Consider the following 20,561-nt stretch of genomic DNA (forward strand, 5'->3'; position numbering starts at 1 on the left):
GTTAATAAACCTGGATCTTGGTGAGTATATCCATTGTGGTCTTGTTGGAACACTGTTGATGTTGCAATCAAGTTTAATGATGGATAGTTTTTACGCCATGGAGCGTGAGTTTTAGATTTACGTAACCATTTGAAGTGTTGAGTAATCATTGAGTCTACTACACGTAAGAATGATTCGTATGAAGCGAAGAATCCGTGACGACCTGTTAATACATATCCTTCTAAGAATCCTTCTGCTTGGTGTTCTGATAATTGTGAATCGATAACACGACCAACTGGTGAAATCCATTCATCATAGCTTTCATCACGACGACCAACCCATTGACGGTTCGTTGCTTTGAATACTTCGTTTAGACGGTTAGATTTAGTTTCATCTGGTCCGAAAATACGGAAGTTTTCTGGGTTAGCTTTTACTAAGTCAGCTGCAAATTTACCAAATTCAATCATATCTTGTTTTTGGATAGCACCTGGAGTTGAAGTATCAACTGCATGTTTAGTCCAATCAGTAATTTCCATTGGTTTTACAACCCCTGCATTAGTGATTGGGTTCATGCTCATACGACGGTCACCTTTTGGTGAAATAGCAGCAATTTCTTCTACTAATTTTCCGTTTTCATCGAATAATTCTTCTGGACGGTATGATTTCAACCAGTCTAATAATGCATCGATGTGTTCCATTGATTCACCTGATACTGGAATTGGAACTTGGTGAGCACGGAATCCACCTTCGATTGGTTCGCTGTTCCATTCTTTTGGACCAGTCCATCCTTTTGGTGTACGTACTACTAATACTGGCCAATGAGGCATTGTTGCTTCTTCAGCTTTTTTAGCACGAGCTTCTTTTTGGATTGCTTGAATTTTTTCAATTGCTTCGTCTAATTTTTCAGCCATTAATGGGTGAACTTTTTCAGGATCAGTTCCTTCAACGAAAATTGGATCCCATCCTAAACCGTTAAAGAATTGAGTTAATTCTTCATCAGTACGACGAGCTAAAATTGTTGGGTTGTGGATTTTACCACCGTTTAAGTAAAGAATTGGAAGTACAGCACCATCATTTACAGGGTTGATGAATGTGTTTGAGAACCAACCAGCTGCTAATGGGCCTGTTTCTGCTTCTCCATCTCCGATAACTGCAGCAGCAATTACATTAGGGTTATCTAAGATAGCACCTGTTGCATGAGATAATGAGTAACCTAATTCTCCACCTTCGTGAATAGAACCAGGAGTTTCCGGAGCAGCATGTGATGCAATTCCTCCTGGGAATGAGAAAATTTTACACAATTGTTTGAAGCCAGCTTCATCTTGCGTAATATTTGGATATAATTCAGTATAAGAACCATCTAAGTATGAGTTAGATACCATTACTTGTCCACCGTGTCCAGGACCTTCAATGTAGAACATATCTAAGTCATATTTGTTAATCGCACGGTTTAAGTGTGCGTAAATAAAGTTTTGTCCTGCGATTGTTCCCCAGTGTCCGATTGGATGTAGTTTAACGTCTTCTTTTTGTACAGGACGACGTAATAGTGGATTATCTTTCAAGTACATTTGTGCTACTGAAATATAGTTAGCTGCGCGCCACCACGCATCCACTTTTGCTAAGTATTCTGGTGTATCAAATTGTGTCATTTATAATTCTTCCCTTCTAGTTTTCTCTTCCAAAGAAAATTTGAAAAATGGCGTTTCAAAAATCCTTCAAAAAATAACCGTCAAGTATTTAACATATCTTTTTTTTCTTGTCAAGAAAATTTTAAAAATCAATCATTATTTTATACTATTTTATAAATATTTTAGGATTTATTCCGAAAAAACAGTTATCATTTTGAGTTTTGAAAACGTTCATAACCACTTTTATTTGACTGTTTGGCTACAAATTTCTTTAGTGGAATGATACAATTTTTAAAGACCTTTGTTAGAGTGTTCAATATAAATTTACATAATTTTTAAAACAAAAAATCTAATCGAAAAAATCTATTAACCCCCATAACAACAGGTATTCCATCATATCATTTAAACGCTATCATTGCAAGAATTATAAACTGCAATTTTAGATTTAAAAATTGGCGGATACACTATAAAAAATCCCTCCATCATTCGACAGAGGGAAAATTTTTCAATTATTCTTCTATAAATTCAGCATCGATTACTAAAGGAGTTGATTTTTCTTTATAAATTTCAACATTTGCTAAATCATCTTTTGCTAAGTGTTTTCTTAATTTTTCTGCCATGGCATTGAAAGTAATGTACGTCAATGCACCAGAGGTTACAGCGCCGACAACTGGAACAACTTTGGACACTCCATTGGCAAACATTTTTTTAGACATTTGAACACCAAGAATAGATGCAATTTTTTTAACGATTGGATAAACGAATCCTTTTGTAAATGCATGCTGAGGTAATTTTTTTGCAACTTGTTTCGCAATTTGGGCTGACAAAGCATGAACCGTGTTTACTGCACTATTAACCCCAAACATGATTCCGATGAATAAAATGAGTAAATTTTTCGTTTCTTCGTTCATTTCTTTGGCATCAAAATTCAGTTCACTCCAACCATATAAATAAATTAACTTTTGCAACACTCGTAAAATATGAGCAAAATATTGCGCTAAATCTGCTGGAAGTGATCCAAGAATCGCAAAACCTCCTGGAAGTCCTGCTGCTGCAGAAATTGTACTTACTTGGGTAGCCTCTCCTTTAATACAACTTTTGGCAATTTTATTAATGTCTTCTACTGGAATTCCTGCATATGCTGGATTATATTGAATCGCTAATTCAACTACTTCTGGACGATATCGATTCCTTAATTCTTTTCTTAAAAATAATTCTCTATCAATTTTTACCATGGGAAGTTTTGTCGTTTCCAATAGTAATCGATCAATTTTTAATAATTTCAACATGAATTCTCCTAATTTATTCCAATACTTTTTGCTTGATTATAGCATAGGTTAAGGTAGGCGTACACTAATGGCGTAATAAACCAGACTTTTCTTTGAAATTGTGGCAAGGTACGATAGCAGCTACTATTTGGAAAAGTCTGGTTTATTCCGTTTTTGACGTAGAAAATTGATTGATAAGTGTCTTTTAGTATTGATATAATCTGCTTATAAGGGAGGAATGTTTGATGACAAACAGCGCATTTTTATACACTCTTAATCCAGATGGTTCAGCAATCATTGGATACGAAGATTATGATGTCGATATTTTTGACGGGGACGATTATGAAGTCACTTACTTATTAGATTCAGAAAACTTTACTAGTCTCTTGCATCATCTCAATATCCCATTGAATTGTGATACTAAAAAACAATTAAAAAAAGAATTTGGGCAGCATTTTGACTCTAGAAAATTCGAAGAGTTTTGTAAGGAACACAATATTAGATATGAACGTAATGTAAGGATTGGATAAACCAGTAAATATTTTACGTGGAATGGAGAAGGATAATAATATATGGGAAACAAAATTTATGTAGAATTTAATTCAAAACCAGGACGCAAAGATAAAGCATATTTTAAAGCTGTAAATCAAAGATTAAAAAAGTTTATAACAGATAAAGCATGGAATAAAAATATTCCCGAAGACGAAAACAGAAATCACGATGTTCATGTAGAAGCTTCCTACCTTTGCCATGGAATTTGGACTAAAATAATGAATAACAAGAGTAACAAAGGAAAACCCTACTCCTCTAATTATTTTTATTGGAAAAAGAATAAAAGACAAAATGAAATTTTATTTCATTTTGATATTATGAACAACCCTAAAAAACAAAGTTGTGGACTAGCAAATTGTTGTAGCGATCCAGAATTAGATGAATGGACTAAAATTTACCATACAATCGGTAATATGACTCCCATCCCTTGGTTTAAAATCGACAATCCTACACCTGGAGACAAAGAACCAATCAATCGTTATATAAACGGGCAAATGCTTCACCTCGCCTTAGATGAGCGGTGGGATTTATTTTTAAATCTCTTAAAAAACAACTGGAGTCATTGGTGCGATGAAAAATCATTTACATTTGAAGCCTATATGTTATTGACTTGCCAGCAAATTTACTATTCAGATGTTTATAATAACTTTAAAAAAGAAATTAAAGATATCCACAAAATCAATTTAGAAACATTGGAACAATGGGAGAAAATGATTACGAATAAAAGTAAACTTATTTCATTTTCTGAAATTCCAGATGATGAGTCTATAGGAGAGTTAATCATCAATCTCATAAAAATAAGATGCCATGTCATTGGATTACTGCTAAAAGCCTTTCACAAATGAAATGACCCCAAAAGTCTAACTTTTTGGGGTCATTTCACTATTTCTGGATTTTCTTATATTATTTTAAATTTTAAACCTTTTTTAATTACCTAATATTTTGCTTTTTTATCCAACAGATAATTCCGGCAACTAAGATTGCTATCAAAATTACCATACCTGTTAAAACATATAGGCCAGTATTCATTAATTCCACCTCCCTGATATAGTTTTAATTCTACAAATAATCTTCAGCAAACTCTATTCTATTAATTTTATGATTCGTTATTTAACCGCTTTCACTCATTAATATTATACTCCTACTTTTTTGAAATTAATAGAGTCAAGTTAAACTTTTTAACATTATTCTAAATATAATATATATAATCTGACTACGAGATTATTGCTATCTTATACAAAAATTAAAGCCCAGAAACGATTTGTTTCTAGGCTTTTTATAAATTCTATTTCCTACTCCCACTCAATCGTAGCAGGTGGTTTACTTGTAATATCATACACCACTCGATTCACATGTCCGACTTCATTAACAATTCTTGCACTAATCGTTTGTAAGACTTCCCATGGGATTCTAGCGAAGTCACTTGTCATACCGTCGATACTTGTCACTGCACGAATGCCGATTGTGTAATCATAGGTTCTTCCGTCTCCCATTACTCCGACACTGCGGATTCCTGGTAAGACTGTGAAGTATTGCCATACGTCTCTTTCAAGTCCGTTTTTAGCAATTTCTTCTCTTAAGATAGCATCACTTTCTCGTACGATTTCTAATTTTTCTTCGGTTACTTCTCCTAGTACTCGAATGCCTAGTCCTGGTCCTGGGAATGGTTGGCGCCATACGATTGAATCTGGCATGCCTAATGCTGTTCCTAAGGCACGAACTTCATCTTTGAATAATGTATTCAGAGGTTCAATTAATTCAAATTGCATATCCTCTGGTAGTCCTCCCACATTGTGGTGAGACTTAATGGTTTGAGCTGTTTTTGTTCCGGATTCGATAATATCTGTATATAAAGTTCCTTGTGCTAAGAAATCCACATCCGTTAGTTTTGCGGCTTCATCATCGAATACATAAACAAATTCATTTCCAATAATTTTACGTTTTTGTTCTGGATCACTCACGCCTTTTAGTTTAGATAAGAAGCGTTCTTGAGCATTCACTCGGATAATATTTAATCCAAATTTTCCAGAGAGACTTTCCATTACTTGGTCGCCTTCGTCTTTTCTAAGTAAGCCGTGGTCTACAAAAATACACGTTAATTGGTCGCCGATTGCTTTTTGTAATAGAACCCCTACAACGCTTGAGTCAACTCCGCCTGATAAACCTAATAATACTTTTTTATTGCCAACTTTTTCACGGATTTTTTCAATTTCCATCTCAATGAAGTTTGCCATTGTCCAATCACTTGTTGCGCCACAAATATTGAACACGAAGTTTTTCAACATATCATTTCCATGAATACTGTGACGTACTTCTGGATGGAATTGTACACCATAAATATTTCGTTCTGGATTTTCAAATGCTGCAAATGGTGTGTGGTCATTTGAAGCTGTGACAGTGAAACCTTCAGGGATAGCTGTAATTCTGTCACCATGGCTCATTAAGACTTCTTCTAAAGTAGATAATCCTTGGAAAATTCCTGAATCTGTATTAAATACTTCTACTTTAGCAGGACCATATTCTCTTGTCGGTGAAGATTCAACAGTTCCTCCAAATAAATGAGTTGTCAACTGCATTCCATAACAGATTCCTAATACTGGAATTCCTAATTCAAAAATTTCAGGATCTACCGTAAAAGCTCCTGATTCGTAAACACTATGAGGTCCTCCAGAGAAAATAATCCCTTTTACATTGCCATGCTTTTTGATTTCTTCAGCCGTAATATCATTATGAAGTAACTCACTGAATACTCCAAACTCACGAATACGACGTGTAATCAATTGATTATACTGACTTCCAAAATCTAATACAATAATTTTTTCTAACGAAGTGGTTCTTGTTGACATAAAAAGCCTCCTTAGTCTTATTATCTATATTGTAGCAGAAAATCACGAAAATTACCTCAAATATTTATAAAATTCGTTCGGGTTTTTATTAAATTTTCTCATTTTTCAAGTGTTATTATTTCTATTCCAAAAAAGAACCCACAGAGACATCTATCCTGTGAGTTCTTCTTTCATTCTTTAATATTTCTTCACTTGGACATAGTCAATATGATGTCCAAATGTTTTATGCAAAATAAAGTCTGCACGTCCTTTTGTTGGTAAGATGTATTCCTTTAAATTCTTCAAATTCGTTTTTTTCCATACATCTTTTGCCATAGCAATCGCTTCTTCTCGGTCTCCAATCGCAAACTGGTAATAAAAATTATCAGGTTGAGTTTTTGCTCGTTCCATTAATAATTCAAAACGTTCTAAGTACCATTTTTCAATCAGATTTTCTTCCGCATCCACATAAATCGACCAGTCAAAGAAATCACTGACGTAAATTTCTCGATTCGGTGGTAATTGTAATACATTAATCCCTTCAACAATTAAAATATCAGGTGGATAAATGACTTGTTTTTCATTTGGAATAATGTCGTAAATTTCATGAGAATAAACAGGTGCTTCAACAGCTTCTTCTCCTGTTTTAATATCCAGTAAGAAATTCACTAATGATTCCATATCATAACTTTCTGGGAATCCTTTTCGGTGTAAAATCCCTTTTTCCACTAAATCCTTTGTTGGCCATAAAAATCCATCCGTTGTCATCAACTCAATCGTTAATTCTGGATATTTTTGTTGGAGCATTGTTTGCATTAAACGTGCCGTTGTACTTTTTCCAACTGCCACACTTCCTGAAACTCCAATAATAAACGGAACTTTCTTCTTCGGTTGTTTTAAGAAATATTGTTCTTGTTCATGAATTTGTCCATGTTTTTGATAATAGATATCAAAGTAATCTAATAAGGGTGCATATACTTCTTGTACGTCAATTAATGAAATTCTATCATTCAATGATGTTAAATGTTCTAATTCGTGTAATGTTAGTGCCAAGTGATGAGCATTTTGATATTGTTTCCATTCATCTCGGCTAATATGATAATACGTCGATGTGTCTGTCACAACGATTCTCTCCTTTTATTGAATTGCTTTTCTTGCGTATTTTACCATAGTTTTTTTAGGATGACTAACGATTGGGTCTTTAAATTTCCTTTAAATCCTCGCTTGTTCGTTTACACCTTTAGTGGTTTTTAGTATGATAAATAAGAGAAATTATGAAGGAGTTTTATCATGGAATATACAACAGCTTCCGGTATGGGACAGTCTACTGGAAAAGTCATTTTAATGGGGGAACATGCAGTCGTCCATCATCAACCTGCGATTGCCATTCCTTTTTCCGGTGTATCAGTTCAAGCAAAAATTCAACCAAGCTCTCATCCGCTAAGTATTCATTGCGACTTTTATAGTGGATTAGCTTATGAAATGCCGGAAGTATTAAAAAGTTTAAAATTTACAATCCATGAAGCATTGAATCAAATTGAACAACTTCGTCCTGAATTAGGAATTACGCCCACCACTCGTTCGTATTGGAATAATGGGAAAGTAGAAAAAGGAGAGGCGTCCTTTGTACAAGCACCTTCTATTGAGATTACGATTACTTCTTCGATTCCTGCAGAACGTGGCATGGGATCAAGTGCAGCTGTTTCAGTAGCGGTAGTGAGAGGATTATTTGATTATTATAAAGTCCCTTTAAGCGATTCATTATTATTCGATATTGTACAAGCTTCTGAAAAAATCGCTCATGGAAATCCAAGTGGTATTGATACAGCAACGACTAGTGGCAAAGAAGCCGTATTTTTTATAAAAGGAGAAGCTTTACAACCTCTGTCGATTCAACTAAAAGGTACTTTAATTGTGGCAGATACAGGTATTACAGGACAAACGTTAAAAGCTGTTCAAGCCGTACAAGAAAAAATCCAACAAGAACCCATTTCTACTCAAAAAATCATTGAAGAAATTGGAGCATTAGTACACACTGCCAAAGATTGTCTATCAAAAGGAGATATTCATACATTAGGAAGTCTTTTAACTCAAAACCATGCTCTCCTTCAACAATTAGAAGTATCAAATGAAACGTTAGACCAACTTGTTCAAACAGCTCTTGAAAATGGAGCACTTGGCGCAAAAATGACAGGTGGCGGACTAGGTGGCTGTATGATTGCTCTTGCATCTAGTCTTGAAGACGCACAAAAAATTTCCGAAGCTTTACAACAAGCAGGAGCTGTACAAACATGGACACATTCATTTTCACATGAATAAATAAAAAGGAGCTTATATGAAAACAACAGGAATTGCACGTGCACATACAAATATTGCACTCATTAAATATTGGGGAAAAAAGGATAAAGCATTATTTCTTCCAATGAATAGTAGCTTATCGCTCACATTAGAGGCTTTTTATACAGATACAAAAATTACTTTAGACGAAACTTTAGAAAAAGATGAATTTTATCTAAATAATGTTTTGCAACAAGAAGCTGAAACACAAAAAATTTCAAAATTTTTAGATTTATTCCGTATTCCTGCAAAGGAAACACGATTTGCACGTATTGAGAGTTATAACTTTGTTCCTACTGCAGCTGGTTTAGCAAGTTCTGCTTCAGCTTTTGCGGCTTTAGCAGGAGCGATGCATCAAGCAATGGGATGGAATTTATCAAGAAGTGAATTATCGACCTATGCTCGTCGTGGAAGTGGAAGTTCTACGAGAAGTTTATTCGGTGGCTTTGTTGAATGGAATCAAGGAACGAACTCCGAAGATAGTATGGCGATTCCGATTGACGATGCTTCTTGGGATATTGGAATGCTCATCGTCGTTGTGAATATTGCTGCAAAAAAAATCTCCAGCCGTGTCGGAATGGAACAAACGGTTGCCACTTCTCCTTTCTATCCTGCATGGGTAGAAAGTGCAAAAACGGATTTAGAAGAAATTAAAACAGCCATTCAAGAGAAAAACTTTACTCGAATGGGAGAAATTGCAGAATTTAATGGAATGAAAATGCATGCGACAATGCTAGCAAGTCAACCTCCATTTTGTTATTTTGAACCAGATAGTCTAATTGCTCAGCAACAAGTCATTTATTTACGTGAAGCATTAGGGATTCCTGCTTATTACACAATGGATGCTGGGCCAAATGTAAAAGTTCTTTGCAAAGCTAGTGATTTAGACAAAGTTCGTGACCATTTCAAACAATATTTTGCTTCTGAAAAACTTATTTCCTCTCTTCCAGGAGAAGCGATGAGAACTTTAACAGAAGACGAATGGCAAGAAAGCATTCAATATTTCAATCAAAAAGGAATTTAACTATGAATATACAAGCTACAGCTCCTGGAAAATTATTTATCGCTGGCGAATATGCAGTCGTCACTCCAGGACAACCGGCACTGATTGCAGCTGTCAATCGCTATTTAACCGTTGACTTAACTCCTTCTCTTGAAGAAGTTGGAACAATTTATTCTGCTCAACAACCGGATTTGACGCTTCATTGGAAAAGAGAACAAGGACTTTTACAAATAATCGAAGAAAATCATCCTTTTACATTGCTCACTACTGCCATTGAAGTTGCCGAAACTTATGCGAAACAACGAAACTATTGGAATGAAGAGCTCTATCATTTAAAAGTGACAAGCCAATTAGATGATGTTCACTCTAATATCAAATTCGGTCTTGGCTCTAGTGGAGCTGTCGTTGTCGCAACCATTGACGCTATTTTACAATGGCATCATGTTCCTGTGGAACCTCTGCTCGTTTATAAATTAGCAGCTATTACGAATACTCTACTTGGTAGTAACGGTTCCTTAGGAGACATTGCTTCCAGTGCCTTTGGTGGTATCATTTTATATCAACGAATCGATGCAGCATGGATTCAAAAACAATTACAACAGCATTCCATTGCAGAAGTCGTCAACAAAGAATGGACAGGCTTAGTAATTCAGCCAGTATCTTTACCAACATCTCTAAAAATGCTCGTAGGATGGACAAAGGAAAAAGCCGACACTTCTTCGTTCGTATCATCCGTGACTCATACAAGAACACAAGCAGAAAAAGATGCGTATTATCAACAATTTTTAAAGCAAAACACAATGATTTTAAAACAAATAACGACTGCTTTAACAAACGAAGATACAAAAGCTTTCCTACAAGGGATTACGGATAATCGAGCTCTCTTATTAGACTTTGCTAAAGAGATGAATATTGTACTCGAAACTCCGTCTCTTACAAAACTCTGCCAAATTGCGCTTCAAGAAAACGCAAGTGCCAAAACTTCTGGAGCTGGCGGAGGCGATTGTGGGATTTGCTTTATTACAAAACCTCAACAAGAAGACACCATCACAGCCCAATGGGAAAAAGCTGGTATTCTTCCACTAAACTTAGAAATAGCCCCTTCAAAAAGCGCTATTAGAAAGGAGCTCTCATGACACAAGCCTATACACAACAAATGAAAAGAAAAGATGAACATGTGGGGCATGCGACTCAACAATATCAATCACAGTCAAATTTAGAATTACGACAAACTCGTTTTGTCCATCATCCTCTATCTGAAATGGCTGTAGATGAAGTTTCTCTTCAAACAAAAATGGCAGGATTCACTTTAGAAACTCCATTTTTCATTAATGCGATTACTGGCGGAAGTCCTCGAACAACTCTCATTAATCAACGTCTAGCACAATTGGCACATGAAACAGGAATTGCAATGGCAACTGGATCGATGAGTATTGCCATGAAAGACCCTTCTACTGCAGAAAGCTTCACCATTATTCGAAAAGAGAATCCTAACGGAATTGTATTGGCGAATTTAGGAGCACATTATACCGTTGAATCTGCTAAAAAAGCGATTGACCTCATTGAAGCAAATGGGATTCAAATTCATGTGAACACGTTACAAGAATTAGTAATGCCTGAAGGAGATCGCTCTTTCCATCATTGGTTAAAAAATATTGAGGACATCGTCTCTCATGTAGACGTTCCTGTAATTGTCAAAGAAGTGGGATTTGGATTTAGTAGAGAAGCCATGCAAGAACTAATCAATATCGGCGTTCAAACAATTGATATTAGTGGACGTGGAGGCACAAATTTTGCAGCCATTGAAAATGCTAGAAGAGAAGATGATTTATTTGACGAATTAGAAGACTGGGGACAAACAACAGTGCAATCCTTAGTAGAGGGCTATGATTTATCTTGTGAACTCATTGCTTCTGGAGGCATTCATTCACCATTAGATATCGTAAAATGTCTCGCTCTAGGAGCAAGTGCTGTAGGAATGTCTGGAGAATTTTTACACTTAATTCGCCCACAAGATTCCCTCCCAACAGCCATTCAAACGGTAAATGACTGGAAGAATCAATTAAAAAACATCTACACCCTATTAGGCGTTTCAAAAACAGAAGCATTATGCCAAACAGACATCATTCTCCCAAACACCACCGCTCACTGGTGCAACGCCCGCCACATAGACTGGACAACCTTCGCAAATAGAAGTAGAAAGAAATAGAAAAATTGTCATAACAACATGAGATTCGCCTTTGCGAAGCTGTTAGAGTCTGTTACTCCTTCAAAAAATAAATAGAAAAACAAAAGATTTGTTTTAATAGCAGAAGCAACCAAAACTGCAGTGCGGTTTTGGTTGCCGGAAAATTTGAGCCTAAGGTCTCAAATTTTAGCCATGAGATTCGCTTTTGCGAAGCTGCTGGCGTCCGTTGCCATTCAAAACAAATCTTTTATTTTTCTACTCCCCTACGTCATAAAAGTAAGTGATGCATAAACAAAAAACAAAAAACTTTTCTTAATAGCACAAGCAACCAAAACCGCACTGCGGTTTTAGTTGCCGGAAAATTTGAGACCCTAGGCTCAAATTTTAGCTATGAGACCGCAGGTCTGCTAGCGTCCGTTGCTATTCAAGAAAAGTTCTTTGTTTTTTTGTTTTACTGTACAAATAAAAAATGTATGATTCTTAATAGATAGGCGAAAAATCCGATTATCAACAAGCAAATCATCACCACATGTAAATAAACTCCAACCATCGAAGTATTTACAAACGATTGAACCGCATTTACCGTCGAAAAAATCAAAATATAAATCAAACCTATCCAAAATCCTAAACTTAATAGGCGTTTCATAAACTCTCCTTTATTCAGGGATTACTTCATTACAAAATATTGAATAAATAAACTAGTCGCTCCTACTACAAACCAAGTTGCCAACCCTGTAGCAATCGGTTTAGCTCCCGCTTCACGGAAACTCTTAAATGATACTTGGCAACCAATTCCTGCTAATGCCATTGCCATTAACCATTTAGAAGCTAATTTTGCATATGGAATAAATGCTTTAGGGAAAATTCCCACACTTGTCACAACCGTTGCAATTAAGAACCATAAAATAAACATTGGGAAAATTTTCTTCCAATTTACAGGTTCCCCAGATTTCTTTTGACGTCTCGCTTCAATAAGTGACAATATTAAACAAGCTGGTAAAATCATCAACGCACGTGTTAATTTTACAATTGTAGCAATATCTCCTGCTCCACTACTATAACTATAACCGGCAGCAACTACACTTGAAGTATCATTAATCGCTGTTCCTGCAAATAATCCAAATTGTGCATCTGTCATTTGTAATACATGTCCTAAAAACGGGAATAAGAAAACAGCAATAATATTAAATAAGAAAATTGTTGAAATCGATAAGGCAATTTCTTCATCATCTGCTTTAATAATAGGAGAAGCTGCCGCAATCGCAGAACCCCCACAAATAGCTGTTCCAAACCCTACTAATGTACGTAAATGATCTGACAATCCTAACCATTTTCCTACAAGAGCTGCTGTTAAGAAGGCTGCTACAATCGTAACAAGCGTTACTTGTAAAGACTCTAATCCTGTTTGTTGCACTTGGGCAAATGACATTGTAAACCCTAATGCAATAATCGAATAATGTAATAATTTTTTAGCGGAATAATTAATTCCTGGTTTAAAATCGCTTGGTAATGTATAGAAATTACTCACTAACATCCCAAAAATAATCGCAAATACCGCACTTCCAATAATCGGCATTACGTCCCCTAAAATAACAGCTAATACTGCTAATCCAAAGGTTAATAAAATTCCTTTACTACGTTGAACCCATTGTTCCATATTTCTCCATCCTTTCAAAAACAATTACACACAAATGTATCACGTCTTCGTTCTTTTTCCGTGAACAATTGTTACTCTCCTACAAATTGTTGTAATTGATTTGATAAGGCTGCAAATTCTTCAATGGTTAGTGTTTCTGCTCGACGACTCGGTTCAATTGAAACAGAGTCCAATGCTTCTTGAATTTGTTCTTTTGTTAGTTTTCCTGGCACATAAGCTTTGACCAAATTATTCCATAATGTTTTTCTACGTTGGACAAAACTATTTTTTACTAAATCAAAGAAGAACGCTTCATCTTTCACCGTTACTAGAGGTTCTTCTCTACGTTCCAATACTAAAATGGCTGAATCTACATTTGGTGCTGGATTAAAAACTGTTTTAGGAACAATAAATCCGATTTTGGCATGGCACCAATATTGAATCGCAACCGTTAATGAGCCATAAGCTTTTGAATTTGGTTGAGCAGTCATTCTTTCTGCCACTTCTTTTTGCATCATCATCGCAAAACCATCAATCGGTAACCCAGATTCTAAGAGATTCATAATAATTGGTGTCGTAATATAATACGGCAAGTTTGCAACGACTAGTAATCTCTCCTCCACATTGAAGTGTTCTTGAATCACTGTTTCTAAATCAACTTTTAAAATATCTTCATGAATCACCGTGACATTATCATGATCTGATAAAGTATCTTCTAATACTGGAATTAAACGTCCATCAATTTCAAACGCTAATACTTTTTTAGCAGCTCTTGCTAAGCGTTGCGTTAATGCACCAATTCCTGGTCCAATTTCAATGACATTTGTTTCTTTGTTAACATCTGCTACATCTAACATTTTTGTTAAAATATTAGGTTCAATTAAAAAGTTTTGCCCTAAACTCTTCTTCACTTTAATGCCATGGCGTTCCATAATTTCACGTGTTCGAGTCGGCGTGGCAATATCTTTTTCAAACATCTTTTTAGCTCCTTTCCTGTACAATTTGTACCGCATTTCGTAATTCTTGCTCTGAAATGCCAAATAATTTCAATCGTTTTGTTAATTGCTTTCCATTTGTATGTCCAATTCTTAGTTCTTTAGACACTTCTTTTCTTAAATAAGACGAATGAGGATAGCCAATCAATCCTAGTTCTAAAATCACCGATTGAGAAATCTCTTCTTGAAGGTCTGCTACTGGCTTATACACATGCTCCAATGCTTTTTGAATACTTTCATCGCTGGCATGTTCCACTCCAAGACTTTTATGATTCGTTTTTCGAACGGCTTCTTCTCTTTCAATAAAAGCATGACTAACTGTCGGAATCGCTTCTTGAATAATCGAACGAATTCTTTGTCCCGGATAATCTGGATCGGTAAACACGATAACTTCTCGAATGTCACTTGCCTTTTTGATTAAGGCGAGTGTTTCATCATCAATAGCGGAACCATTCGTTTCAATCGTTTCAATTTCTGGAAAAACTTCCTTTAATCGACGAGTGTCATCTCGTCCTTCTACTACTATAATTGGATTCATTTTAATCCTCTTTCTTCAAATCGAAATAGCTTCATTGCATTTTCTGTTGATGCTTTAGCTATTTCTTCCCAAGCCATTTCTCGTTCCTTAGCAATTGTTTCAACAACATAGCGAGTATAACCTGTTTCGTTTCTCTTTCCACGATAAGGAACAGGTGCCAAATAAGGTGCATCTGTTTCAACTAAAAAACGATCGAGTGGAACGATTTTTGCACACTCACGAACTTGAGGAGCATTTTTAAAAGTCACTACTCCACTAAAAGAAATATGCATCCCTAAATCTAAGAAACGCTTCATATATTCCACATCGCCATTATAACTATGCATAATGCCGCCGATATCTCGAATATCTTCTTCTTTTAAAATACGATAACAATCTTCTGTTGCATCACGGTTATGAATGACAATCGGTAATTTCATTTCTTTAGCAATGGCAATTTGACGTCGGAATACTCGTTCTTGTTCTTCTGGTGTAGAATCATCCCAGTAATAGTCTAATCCCATTTCCCCCATTGCCACTACTTTGGGATGGGTTAATTGTGTGATTAGTTTTTTCTCAATTTCTGGTGTATAGGCATGTGCTTCGACCGGATGCCATCCTACAATCGCCACTACTTCTTCAAAATTTTCACTTAATTGGAGAGCTTTTTCAATCGTTGGTGTATCAAATCCAACAACCGCAAAACGTGTAACAGCTAATTCCTTTGCACGCTGAATAACGTCTGCTTCTTCTCCTGCGAATTGCTCTACATTTAAATGTGTATGTGTATCAAAAATCATTTTGAATTCTCCTACTGAGTCCTATCTAGTTGCTCCATTTAAAAACGGGTTACTGTCAATTTCATCTTGTAATGTTGTTGGTTCTCCATGTCCAGGGAATACAACCGTATTTCCTGGTAATGGTAATAAATATTGTTCAATTCCTGCCATTAATGTCATATGACTACCATATGAGAAGTCGCTACGTCCAACGCTACCTTTGAATAAAACATCTCCTCCGATCACAAATCCATTATCTTTGAAGATAAACACTGTACTACCTGGAGAATGTCCTGGAATTAACGCTAATTCAGGATCGAAACTTCCAATTTTCCATTTTCCTAATTCTGCTGGATAGTATCCGTCAGCAGGCTCTACCGTAATATTTTCGTTTGAATATAATGAACGATTGAAATCTGTATTCGTTAAAAATTCTTTTTCAATTTCATTCATATACATAGGAATATTGTAGGCTTTTCTTAATTCGTCTACTGCTCCAATGTGGTCTCCATGCGCATGGGTTAACACAATCGCAATTGGTTTCAAGCCTTCTTCTTCAATTAATTCTTTAATATCCTCTGCTTGTGCACCTGGATCAAAAATTAATGTTTCTTTATTTTCATCGATTAAAAAATAAACATTTTCTTGTAGGCGCCCTACTGTTAAACTCAATAATTCCATCGAAATTCCTCTTTTCTGATTCATAGTCTACTATAGTTTAGATGCTTTTATGCTTTTTTACAAGTCAGGAGGTTACGAAATACCTTTTTAAACGATTTTACTCTTACTAACTTCACACTACTCTTTCCTACAACAATAAAAGGCATACTCGATTTCTCGAATATACCTTTTAAAACATAGATTATGCATTCATTTGTTTTGTAAAATCAATTGCTTTGTCGGCTGCTAACATCACTGGAATTCCCACTAACATAACTACAATTTCACCAACAAAAGTTTCAAAGTAGCTTAACCAAAATGGTAATTCTAATACAATTTTTAGCTCAATGGCTACTAAGAAAATCATCACACTAAATACGATGGATAACAATAACATTTTACCTTTTAAATCTTTGGCAAATCGGAACACTAATGAACCAATCACTAAAGATAAAATAGAATGTCCTAAACCAAATACTAAATCATACCCTCCTAAACCAGAGCTAGACATAAAAATAGTATTGGCTAAAATAACACCCGCAATAATCCCGTACCCATATTTTTTATCAAAAACAAATAAATGGTTTAACATTTCTGAAATACGGAATTGTATATTTCCAAAGGACATAAAGGCAAATACTGTTGTAATCACCACATATAGTGCTGCTACAATCGCATTGATAATCAACACTTTTACATTGTTTTGTTTCATTTCTTTTCCTCCTAGTTTTTTGAATCGAGGGATGGTTGCGAACCTCGAGCGTTCAAAACGCCACGAACGATTATACTATAACTACTTTGAAAATACTAGGAATATCGTGCGGGAAACATTGAAAGAGAAGAAATTCAGCAAAACCCATACTCTTAAGAACTAACTACGCAATAGGTCCTAATAAAATATTTGCCCATGCATCATGAAGAGATTCTTGATCAGATGGTTGGAATAAACCAGCTAATACATCACGATATAAGCGTGAAAGTTCTGTTGTATTGTAATAAGAACTTCCTCCACTAGCACGTACAATTTCTTCTACTGCTTTTTTAGACACTTCAACAGAACGATTCTTAATAGAAGATAAACGTGGTAACCAAATAAAGCTATATTCTTCGCTTGATTCCAATGTTTGACTTAATTCATTAATTTGTGGTTGAATGCCATCTAAAATAATAGCTGCTTCGGCAATTCTCCAACGAATATTTTTATCTTGAGAATATGGCGCATCATTTGATACAGAATGACGAGTTTTCACCGTTTCAATTCCGATTTCTAACGCACGTTTTCCAATTCCATGATAAGTAGCGGCTAATAAAATCTCAAAATAAGCAAAAATACCGAAAACAACTGGGTCAAAGCTTGGTCCTGGAGCTACTTTTGTTAAAATTTGCTCTTCTGCAGCATAAATACCCTTTAATTCGACCGTATTTGATTGAGTTGCTTTCATTCCTAATGTATTCCAATCATCTTTTACTTCGAATGTTTCTGCATCAGGTGTTAAATAAGCAAAGACAGACAATGGAGATTCTCCAGATGTGTCTGAACCAAATGAAACTAATTTATCGCAATATTTCCCCATCGATAGGAAAACTTTCTTTCCATAAAAACGATAGCCTCCATCTTCTTGTGGCTCCGCTTTTGAAATGGATCCAAATAAAACTCGGTCATTACTTGGTTCAGAAATACCAAATGCTAACAACTTCCCATCAGCTGCATCTCGTAAAATTTGTTCACCCTTCTTATTGCCGAATCGAACCATATGCTTTGCTAATCCAACAATAATTTGGTGCATATTAATACCAAGAGCTGTTCCTGGTGCTGCCATCGCTAGTCTTGTTTGTTCTTGGGCAATTTCTTGAAGAGATAGGCCATATCCCCCATATTCTTTTGGCACAAAAGCTTTATAATATCCCGCTTCTTTTAATGCCTCATAATCTTCCTTTGGCCACGCATTTTCCAAGTCATATTGCGCTGCTCTTTGATGAATTTGTTCTAGTAATTCCTCTGATAAAAACATAAAATCCCTCCTATAAAATCATGATTACGCTTTAAGTATACGGCAATCTTCCTCTTGTTACAATGAAGAAAGCTTGCTTCTTTCTTAAGATTTTTTCTAAATTTCAACAAGAATTTTCTTTTAATCTGTGCTACAATATTCTCAATCTTTCTATAAGGAGGTTTTATGGAAAATCAAACTTTACCTATTTGGAAAAACGTTCGATTTGTATTGAATAATTTATTTTCCAATAAATTCATGTATGTTCGAAACGCCGCCTTCTTACAATTTTTCGTATCCTTTGTTGGCTTTCGAATTTTATCAACCTTATTTAAAGGCATTATTTTTTTATCGGGCCAAAGTAATTTTAATTTTAGCAATATGAAATTATTCTTCTCCTCACCCATTATTATTTTAGCGTTTATTGCCTATTTATTCGCCGTCATTTTATTTGTCTTTATTGAATTTTCGATTCTTACGTTTATGGTTTATGGAACCATTTCTAAGACACATTTCTCATGGCGAACCAGTTTGAAAAATGCTTTTGGAGAAGTGAGGGAATTTTTTAGCCCACAATTTATTTATTTCTTATTGTATTTATTAACGCTATTACCATTAGGACAGTTTGGAATGACTTCGTTTTTAACCGAACAATTATATATTCCAAACTTTATTACAGAAGAAATTCAAAAAACAACTGCCGGAGCAATCGGATCTATCATTTTATATATTGTGCTGGCTTATTTTCATCTTCGGTTCATTTACGCTATTCCACTACAAATTTTGACGAACCATTGTTTTTTAGAAAATATGAAAACAAGTTGGGCACTCACCAAAAAGAAATTATGGAGACATATTGGAATCTTCATACTAGTTGAAGTCGTCCTATCCCTCATTGGATTTTTAGTGACGTTTATTCTCACGATTACTTTAGGATACTTATCTTCTATAATGGATAATGTCTTTATCGTAACGAGCCTGTTTGTCTTATCGAAACTAGTCATTTTCTTTATGGCCATTTATACAAAAATTGCCCTAGTGATTATTTTAGTAAAACTAGCTGATGATCAAGATGCAGTAGATGTAACAATCAAGAATCATATTCCTGAAATCCCCTTTAAAAGTACCCTTATTACAGTAGCTGCTTTTATCGGTTTAACAATTTACTATTCTGGCGAAGCTATTGCAAAATATCACTGGGAAAACTCTTCCTCAGCTGCCATCGTCGCTCACCGAGGATTTACCGAATATGGGGTAGAAAATTCTCTTGAAGCTCTTGAAGCTGCAGCAAAAGAAGGCGCCGATTATGTGGAAATGGATATTTTACTTACAAAAGACAATCGCTTTATCGTTATGCATGATTATAATTTGAAGCGATTAGCGCGTCTCAATAAAAAAGTTAAAGATATGACTTATGATGAAATTGTTGGTCTTCCAATTTACCAAAATAATTATGAAAGTCATATCCCTTCTTTTGAAGAATTTGTTGCAAAAGCAAAGGAACTCAATGTTAAACTACTCGTTGAATTAAAACCTCATGGTTTTGAAGGATCTGACTACACCGACCTCTTTATTACAAAAATGAGAGAATTAGGGGTTGAAAAAACTTACAAAGTGATGTCTATCAACTTAAACGTGATTGAAGAAATTGAACGCAAAGCTCCTGAAATGGATACCGGATATGTCATCCCACTCCAATTTGGTGGATTTGGAAATCCTGCTGTAGACTTTTATGTGGTGGAAGATTTCTCTTATCATGACTTAACAGCTATTGCTGCAATACAACAAGGTCATGAAGTTTATGTTTGGACGATTAATGAACCTGAAGAAATTAATAAATATCTACATAGTTCGGTTTCAGGCATCATTACTGATCACCCTGATATTGCTAAAGAAGAACAAAAACACTTACTCGAAGAAAGCACCCCTGTTGAGCGTGTATTAGATGCGATTAATGTTAGTGTGAAAAAATAATGAAAAGTAACAGGCAATCATCTCCTCAATTGGAAGTGATTGCCTTTTTATACATCCGAAAAAATCCAATTCTACTCTTTAATTTCATGATTACAAGGTATTTTTTGTCTAAAATCATCGTATATAAGATTTTTATAACGGACATTTAAGAATTATTTTAACTTTTACTTACATTCACTTTATTTTTCTCTTTTATAGTAAATACATACAAAACTTAGGAGGTTTTACT

Annotated in this window: 18 protein-coding genes and 1 riboswitch; of the genes, 7 read left to right on the plus strand and 11 right to left on the minus strand. The window is 35.2% G+C overall.

The annotated features are described in order from the left end of the window. Together RWO76_RS06645 and RWO76_RS06650 are read right to left on the minus strand one after the other, a co-directional pair. A partial coding sequence (locus RWO76_RS06645; protein ID WP_314354880.1) for a phosphoketolase family protein occupies positions 1 to 1,628 on the minus strand: 1,628 nt, incomplete at its 3' end. A 488-nt stretch (positions 1,629 to 2,116) separates the two neighbouring features. Continuing rightward, a complete protein-coding gene (locus tag RWO76_RS06650; RefSeq protein ID WP_314354881.1) occupies positions 2,117 to 2,893 on the minus strand; it encodes a hypothetical protein in 777 nt (258 codons plus the stop codon). A 227-nt stretch (positions 2,894 to 3,120) separates the two neighbouring features. On the opposite strand from RWO76_RS06650, the gene RWO76_RS06655 reads away from it, so the two are divergent. Beyond that, the gene (locus RWO76_RS06655) at positions 3,121 to 3,405 is read left to right on the plus strand and encodes a hypothetical protein (protein ID WP_314354882.1); all 285 of its coding nucleotides are present in this window, start codon (positions 3,121 to 3,123) and stop codon (positions 3,403 to 3,405) included. A 42-nt stretch (positions 3,406 to 3,447) separates the two neighbouring features. Beyond that, the gene (locus RWO76_RS06660) at positions 3,448 to 4,272 is read left to right on the plus strand and encodes a hypothetical protein (RefSeq protein ID WP_314354883.1); all 825 of its coding nucleotides are present in this window, start codon (positions 3,448 to 3,450) and stop codon (positions 4,270 to 4,272) included. Positions 4,273 to 4,719: 447 nt separating this feature from the next. Here the strand turns inward: RWO76_RS06660 and guaA are convergent, their stop codons facing one another. After that, entirely contained in the window at positions 4,720 to 6,273 is a 1,554-nt protein-coding gene (guaA, locus tag RWO76_RS06665) for a glutamine-hydrolyzing GMP synthase (protein WP_314354884.1), read from the minus strand. A gap of 177 nt (positions 6,274 to 6,450) precedes the next feature. Beyond that, the gene (coaA, locus tag RWO76_RS06670; RefSeq protein WP_314354885.1) at positions 6,451 to 7,374 is read right to left on the minus strand and encodes a type I pantothenate kinase; all 924 of its coding nucleotides are present in this window, start codon (positions 7,372 to 7,374) and stop codon (positions 6,451 to 6,453) included. 168 nt (positions 7,375 to 7,542) lie between these two features. On the opposite strand from coaA, the gene mvk reads away from it, so the two are divergent. The 4 genes from mvk to fni are packed head-to-tail and all read left to right on the plus strand — an operon-like array spanning position 7,543 to position 11,801. Then, on the plus strand, positions 7,543 to 8,571 hold the full coding sequence (gene mvk / locus RWO76_RS06675) for a mevalonate kinase (RefSeq protein ID WP_314354886.1): 1,029 nt from the start codon (positions 7,543 to 7,545) through the stop codon (positions 8,569 to 8,571). 16 nt (positions 8,572 to 8,587) lie between these two features. Beyond that, positions 8,588 to 9,613, plus strand: a complete 1,026-nt coding sequence (gene mvaD, locus RWO76_RS06680; protein ID WP_314354887.1) for a diphosphomevalonate decarboxylase — start codon at positions 8,588 to 8,590, stop codon at positions 9,611 to 9,613. 2 nt (positions 9,614 to 9,615) lie between these two features. Beyond that, positions 9,616 to 10,728 carry a phosphomevalonate kinase gene (locus tag RWO76_RS06685; RefSeq protein WP_314354888.1) on the plus strand — a complete coding sequence of 371 codons (1,113 nt, stop codon included), beginning with the start codon at positions 9,616 to 9,618 and terminating at the stop codon, positions 10,726 to 10,728. Continuing rightward, complete coding sequence (fni, locus tag RWO76_RS06690; protein ID WP_314354889.1) at positions 10,725 to 11,801, plus strand: type 2 isopentenyl-diphosphate Delta-isomerase; 1,077 nt, start codon at positions 10,725 to 10,727, stop codon at positions 11,799 to 11,801. Before RWO76_RS06685 ends, fni begins: the two co-directional genes overlap by 4 nt. Before the next feature lie 646 nt (positions 11,802 to 12,447). On the opposite strand, the gene RWO76_RS06695 is transcribed toward fni, so the two are convergent. From RWO76_RS06695 to RWO76_RS06725, 7 genes are all read right to left on the minus strand, one after another. Beyond that, positions 12,448 to 13,437, minus strand: coding sequence for a YeiH family protein (locus tag RWO76_RS06695; protein ID WP_314354890.1), 990 nt, complete (start codon positions 13,435 to 13,437; stop codon positions 12,448 to 12,450). A gap of 71 nt (positions 13,438 to 13,508) precedes the next feature. Beyond that, positions 13,509 to 14,393, minus strand: a complete 885-nt coding sequence (gene rsmA, locus RWO76_RS06700; RefSeq protein ID WP_314354891.1) for a 16S rRNA (adenine(1518)-N(6)/adenine(1519)-N(6))-dimethyltransferase RsmA — start codon at positions 14,391 to 14,393, stop codon at positions 13,509 to 13,511. A gap of 4 nt (positions 14,394 to 14,397) precedes the next feature. Then, on the minus strand, positions 14,398 to 14,949 hold the full coding sequence (gene rnmV, locus RWO76_RS06705; RefSeq protein ID WP_314354892.1) for a ribonuclease M5: 552 nt from the start codon (positions 14,947 to 14,949) through the stop codon (positions 14,398 to 14,400). Continuing rightward, entirely contained in the window at positions 14,946 to 15,728 is a 783-nt protein-coding gene (locus tag RWO76_RS06710; protein ID WP_314354893.1) for a TatD family hydrolase, read from the minus strand. The genes rnmV and RWO76_RS06710 overlap by 4 nt, the downstream gene beginning before the upstream one ends. Positions 15,729 to 15,749: 21 nt before the next feature. Then, a complete protein-coding gene (locus RWO76_RS06715; RefSeq protein WP_314354894.1) occupies positions 15,750 to 16,388 on the minus strand; it encodes an MBL fold metallo-hydrolase in 639 nt (212 codons plus the stop codon). Between the two features lie 181 nt (positions 16,389 to 16,569). Then, positions 16,570 to 17,079 (minus strand): QueT transporter family protein, encoded by a 510-nt coding sequence (locus RWO76_RS06720; RefSeq protein ID WP_314354895.1) that lies wholly within the window; start codon positions 17,077 to 17,079, stop codon positions 16,570 to 16,572. 5 nt (positions 17,080 to 17,084) lie between these two features. Next, a riboswitch (PreQ1 riboswitch) is annotated at positions 17,085 to 17,131 on the minus strand. 111 nt (positions 17,132 to 17,242) lie between these two features. Beyond that, the gene (locus tag RWO76_RS06725; protein ID WP_314354896.1) at positions 17,243 to 18,379 is read right to left on the minus strand and encodes an acyl-CoA dehydrogenase family protein; all 1,137 of its coding nucleotides are present in this window, start codon (positions 18,377 to 18,379) and stop codon (positions 17,243 to 17,245) included. 165 nt (positions 18,380 to 18,544) lie between these two features. On the opposite strand from RWO76_RS06725, the gene RWO76_RS06730 reads away from it, so the two are divergent. After that, on the plus strand, positions 18,545 to 20,332 hold the full coding sequence (locus tag RWO76_RS06730; RefSeq protein ID WP_314354897.1) for a glycerophosphodiester phosphodiesterase: 1,788 nt from the start codon (positions 18,545 to 18,547) through the stop codon (positions 20,330 to 20,332). Positions 20,333 to 20,561 lie beyond the last annotated feature (229 nt).

Source organism: uncultured Granulicatella sp. (assembly GCF_963521425.1).
Lineage (GTDB): Bacteria > Bacillota > Bacilli > Lactobacillales > Aerococcaceae > Granulicatella.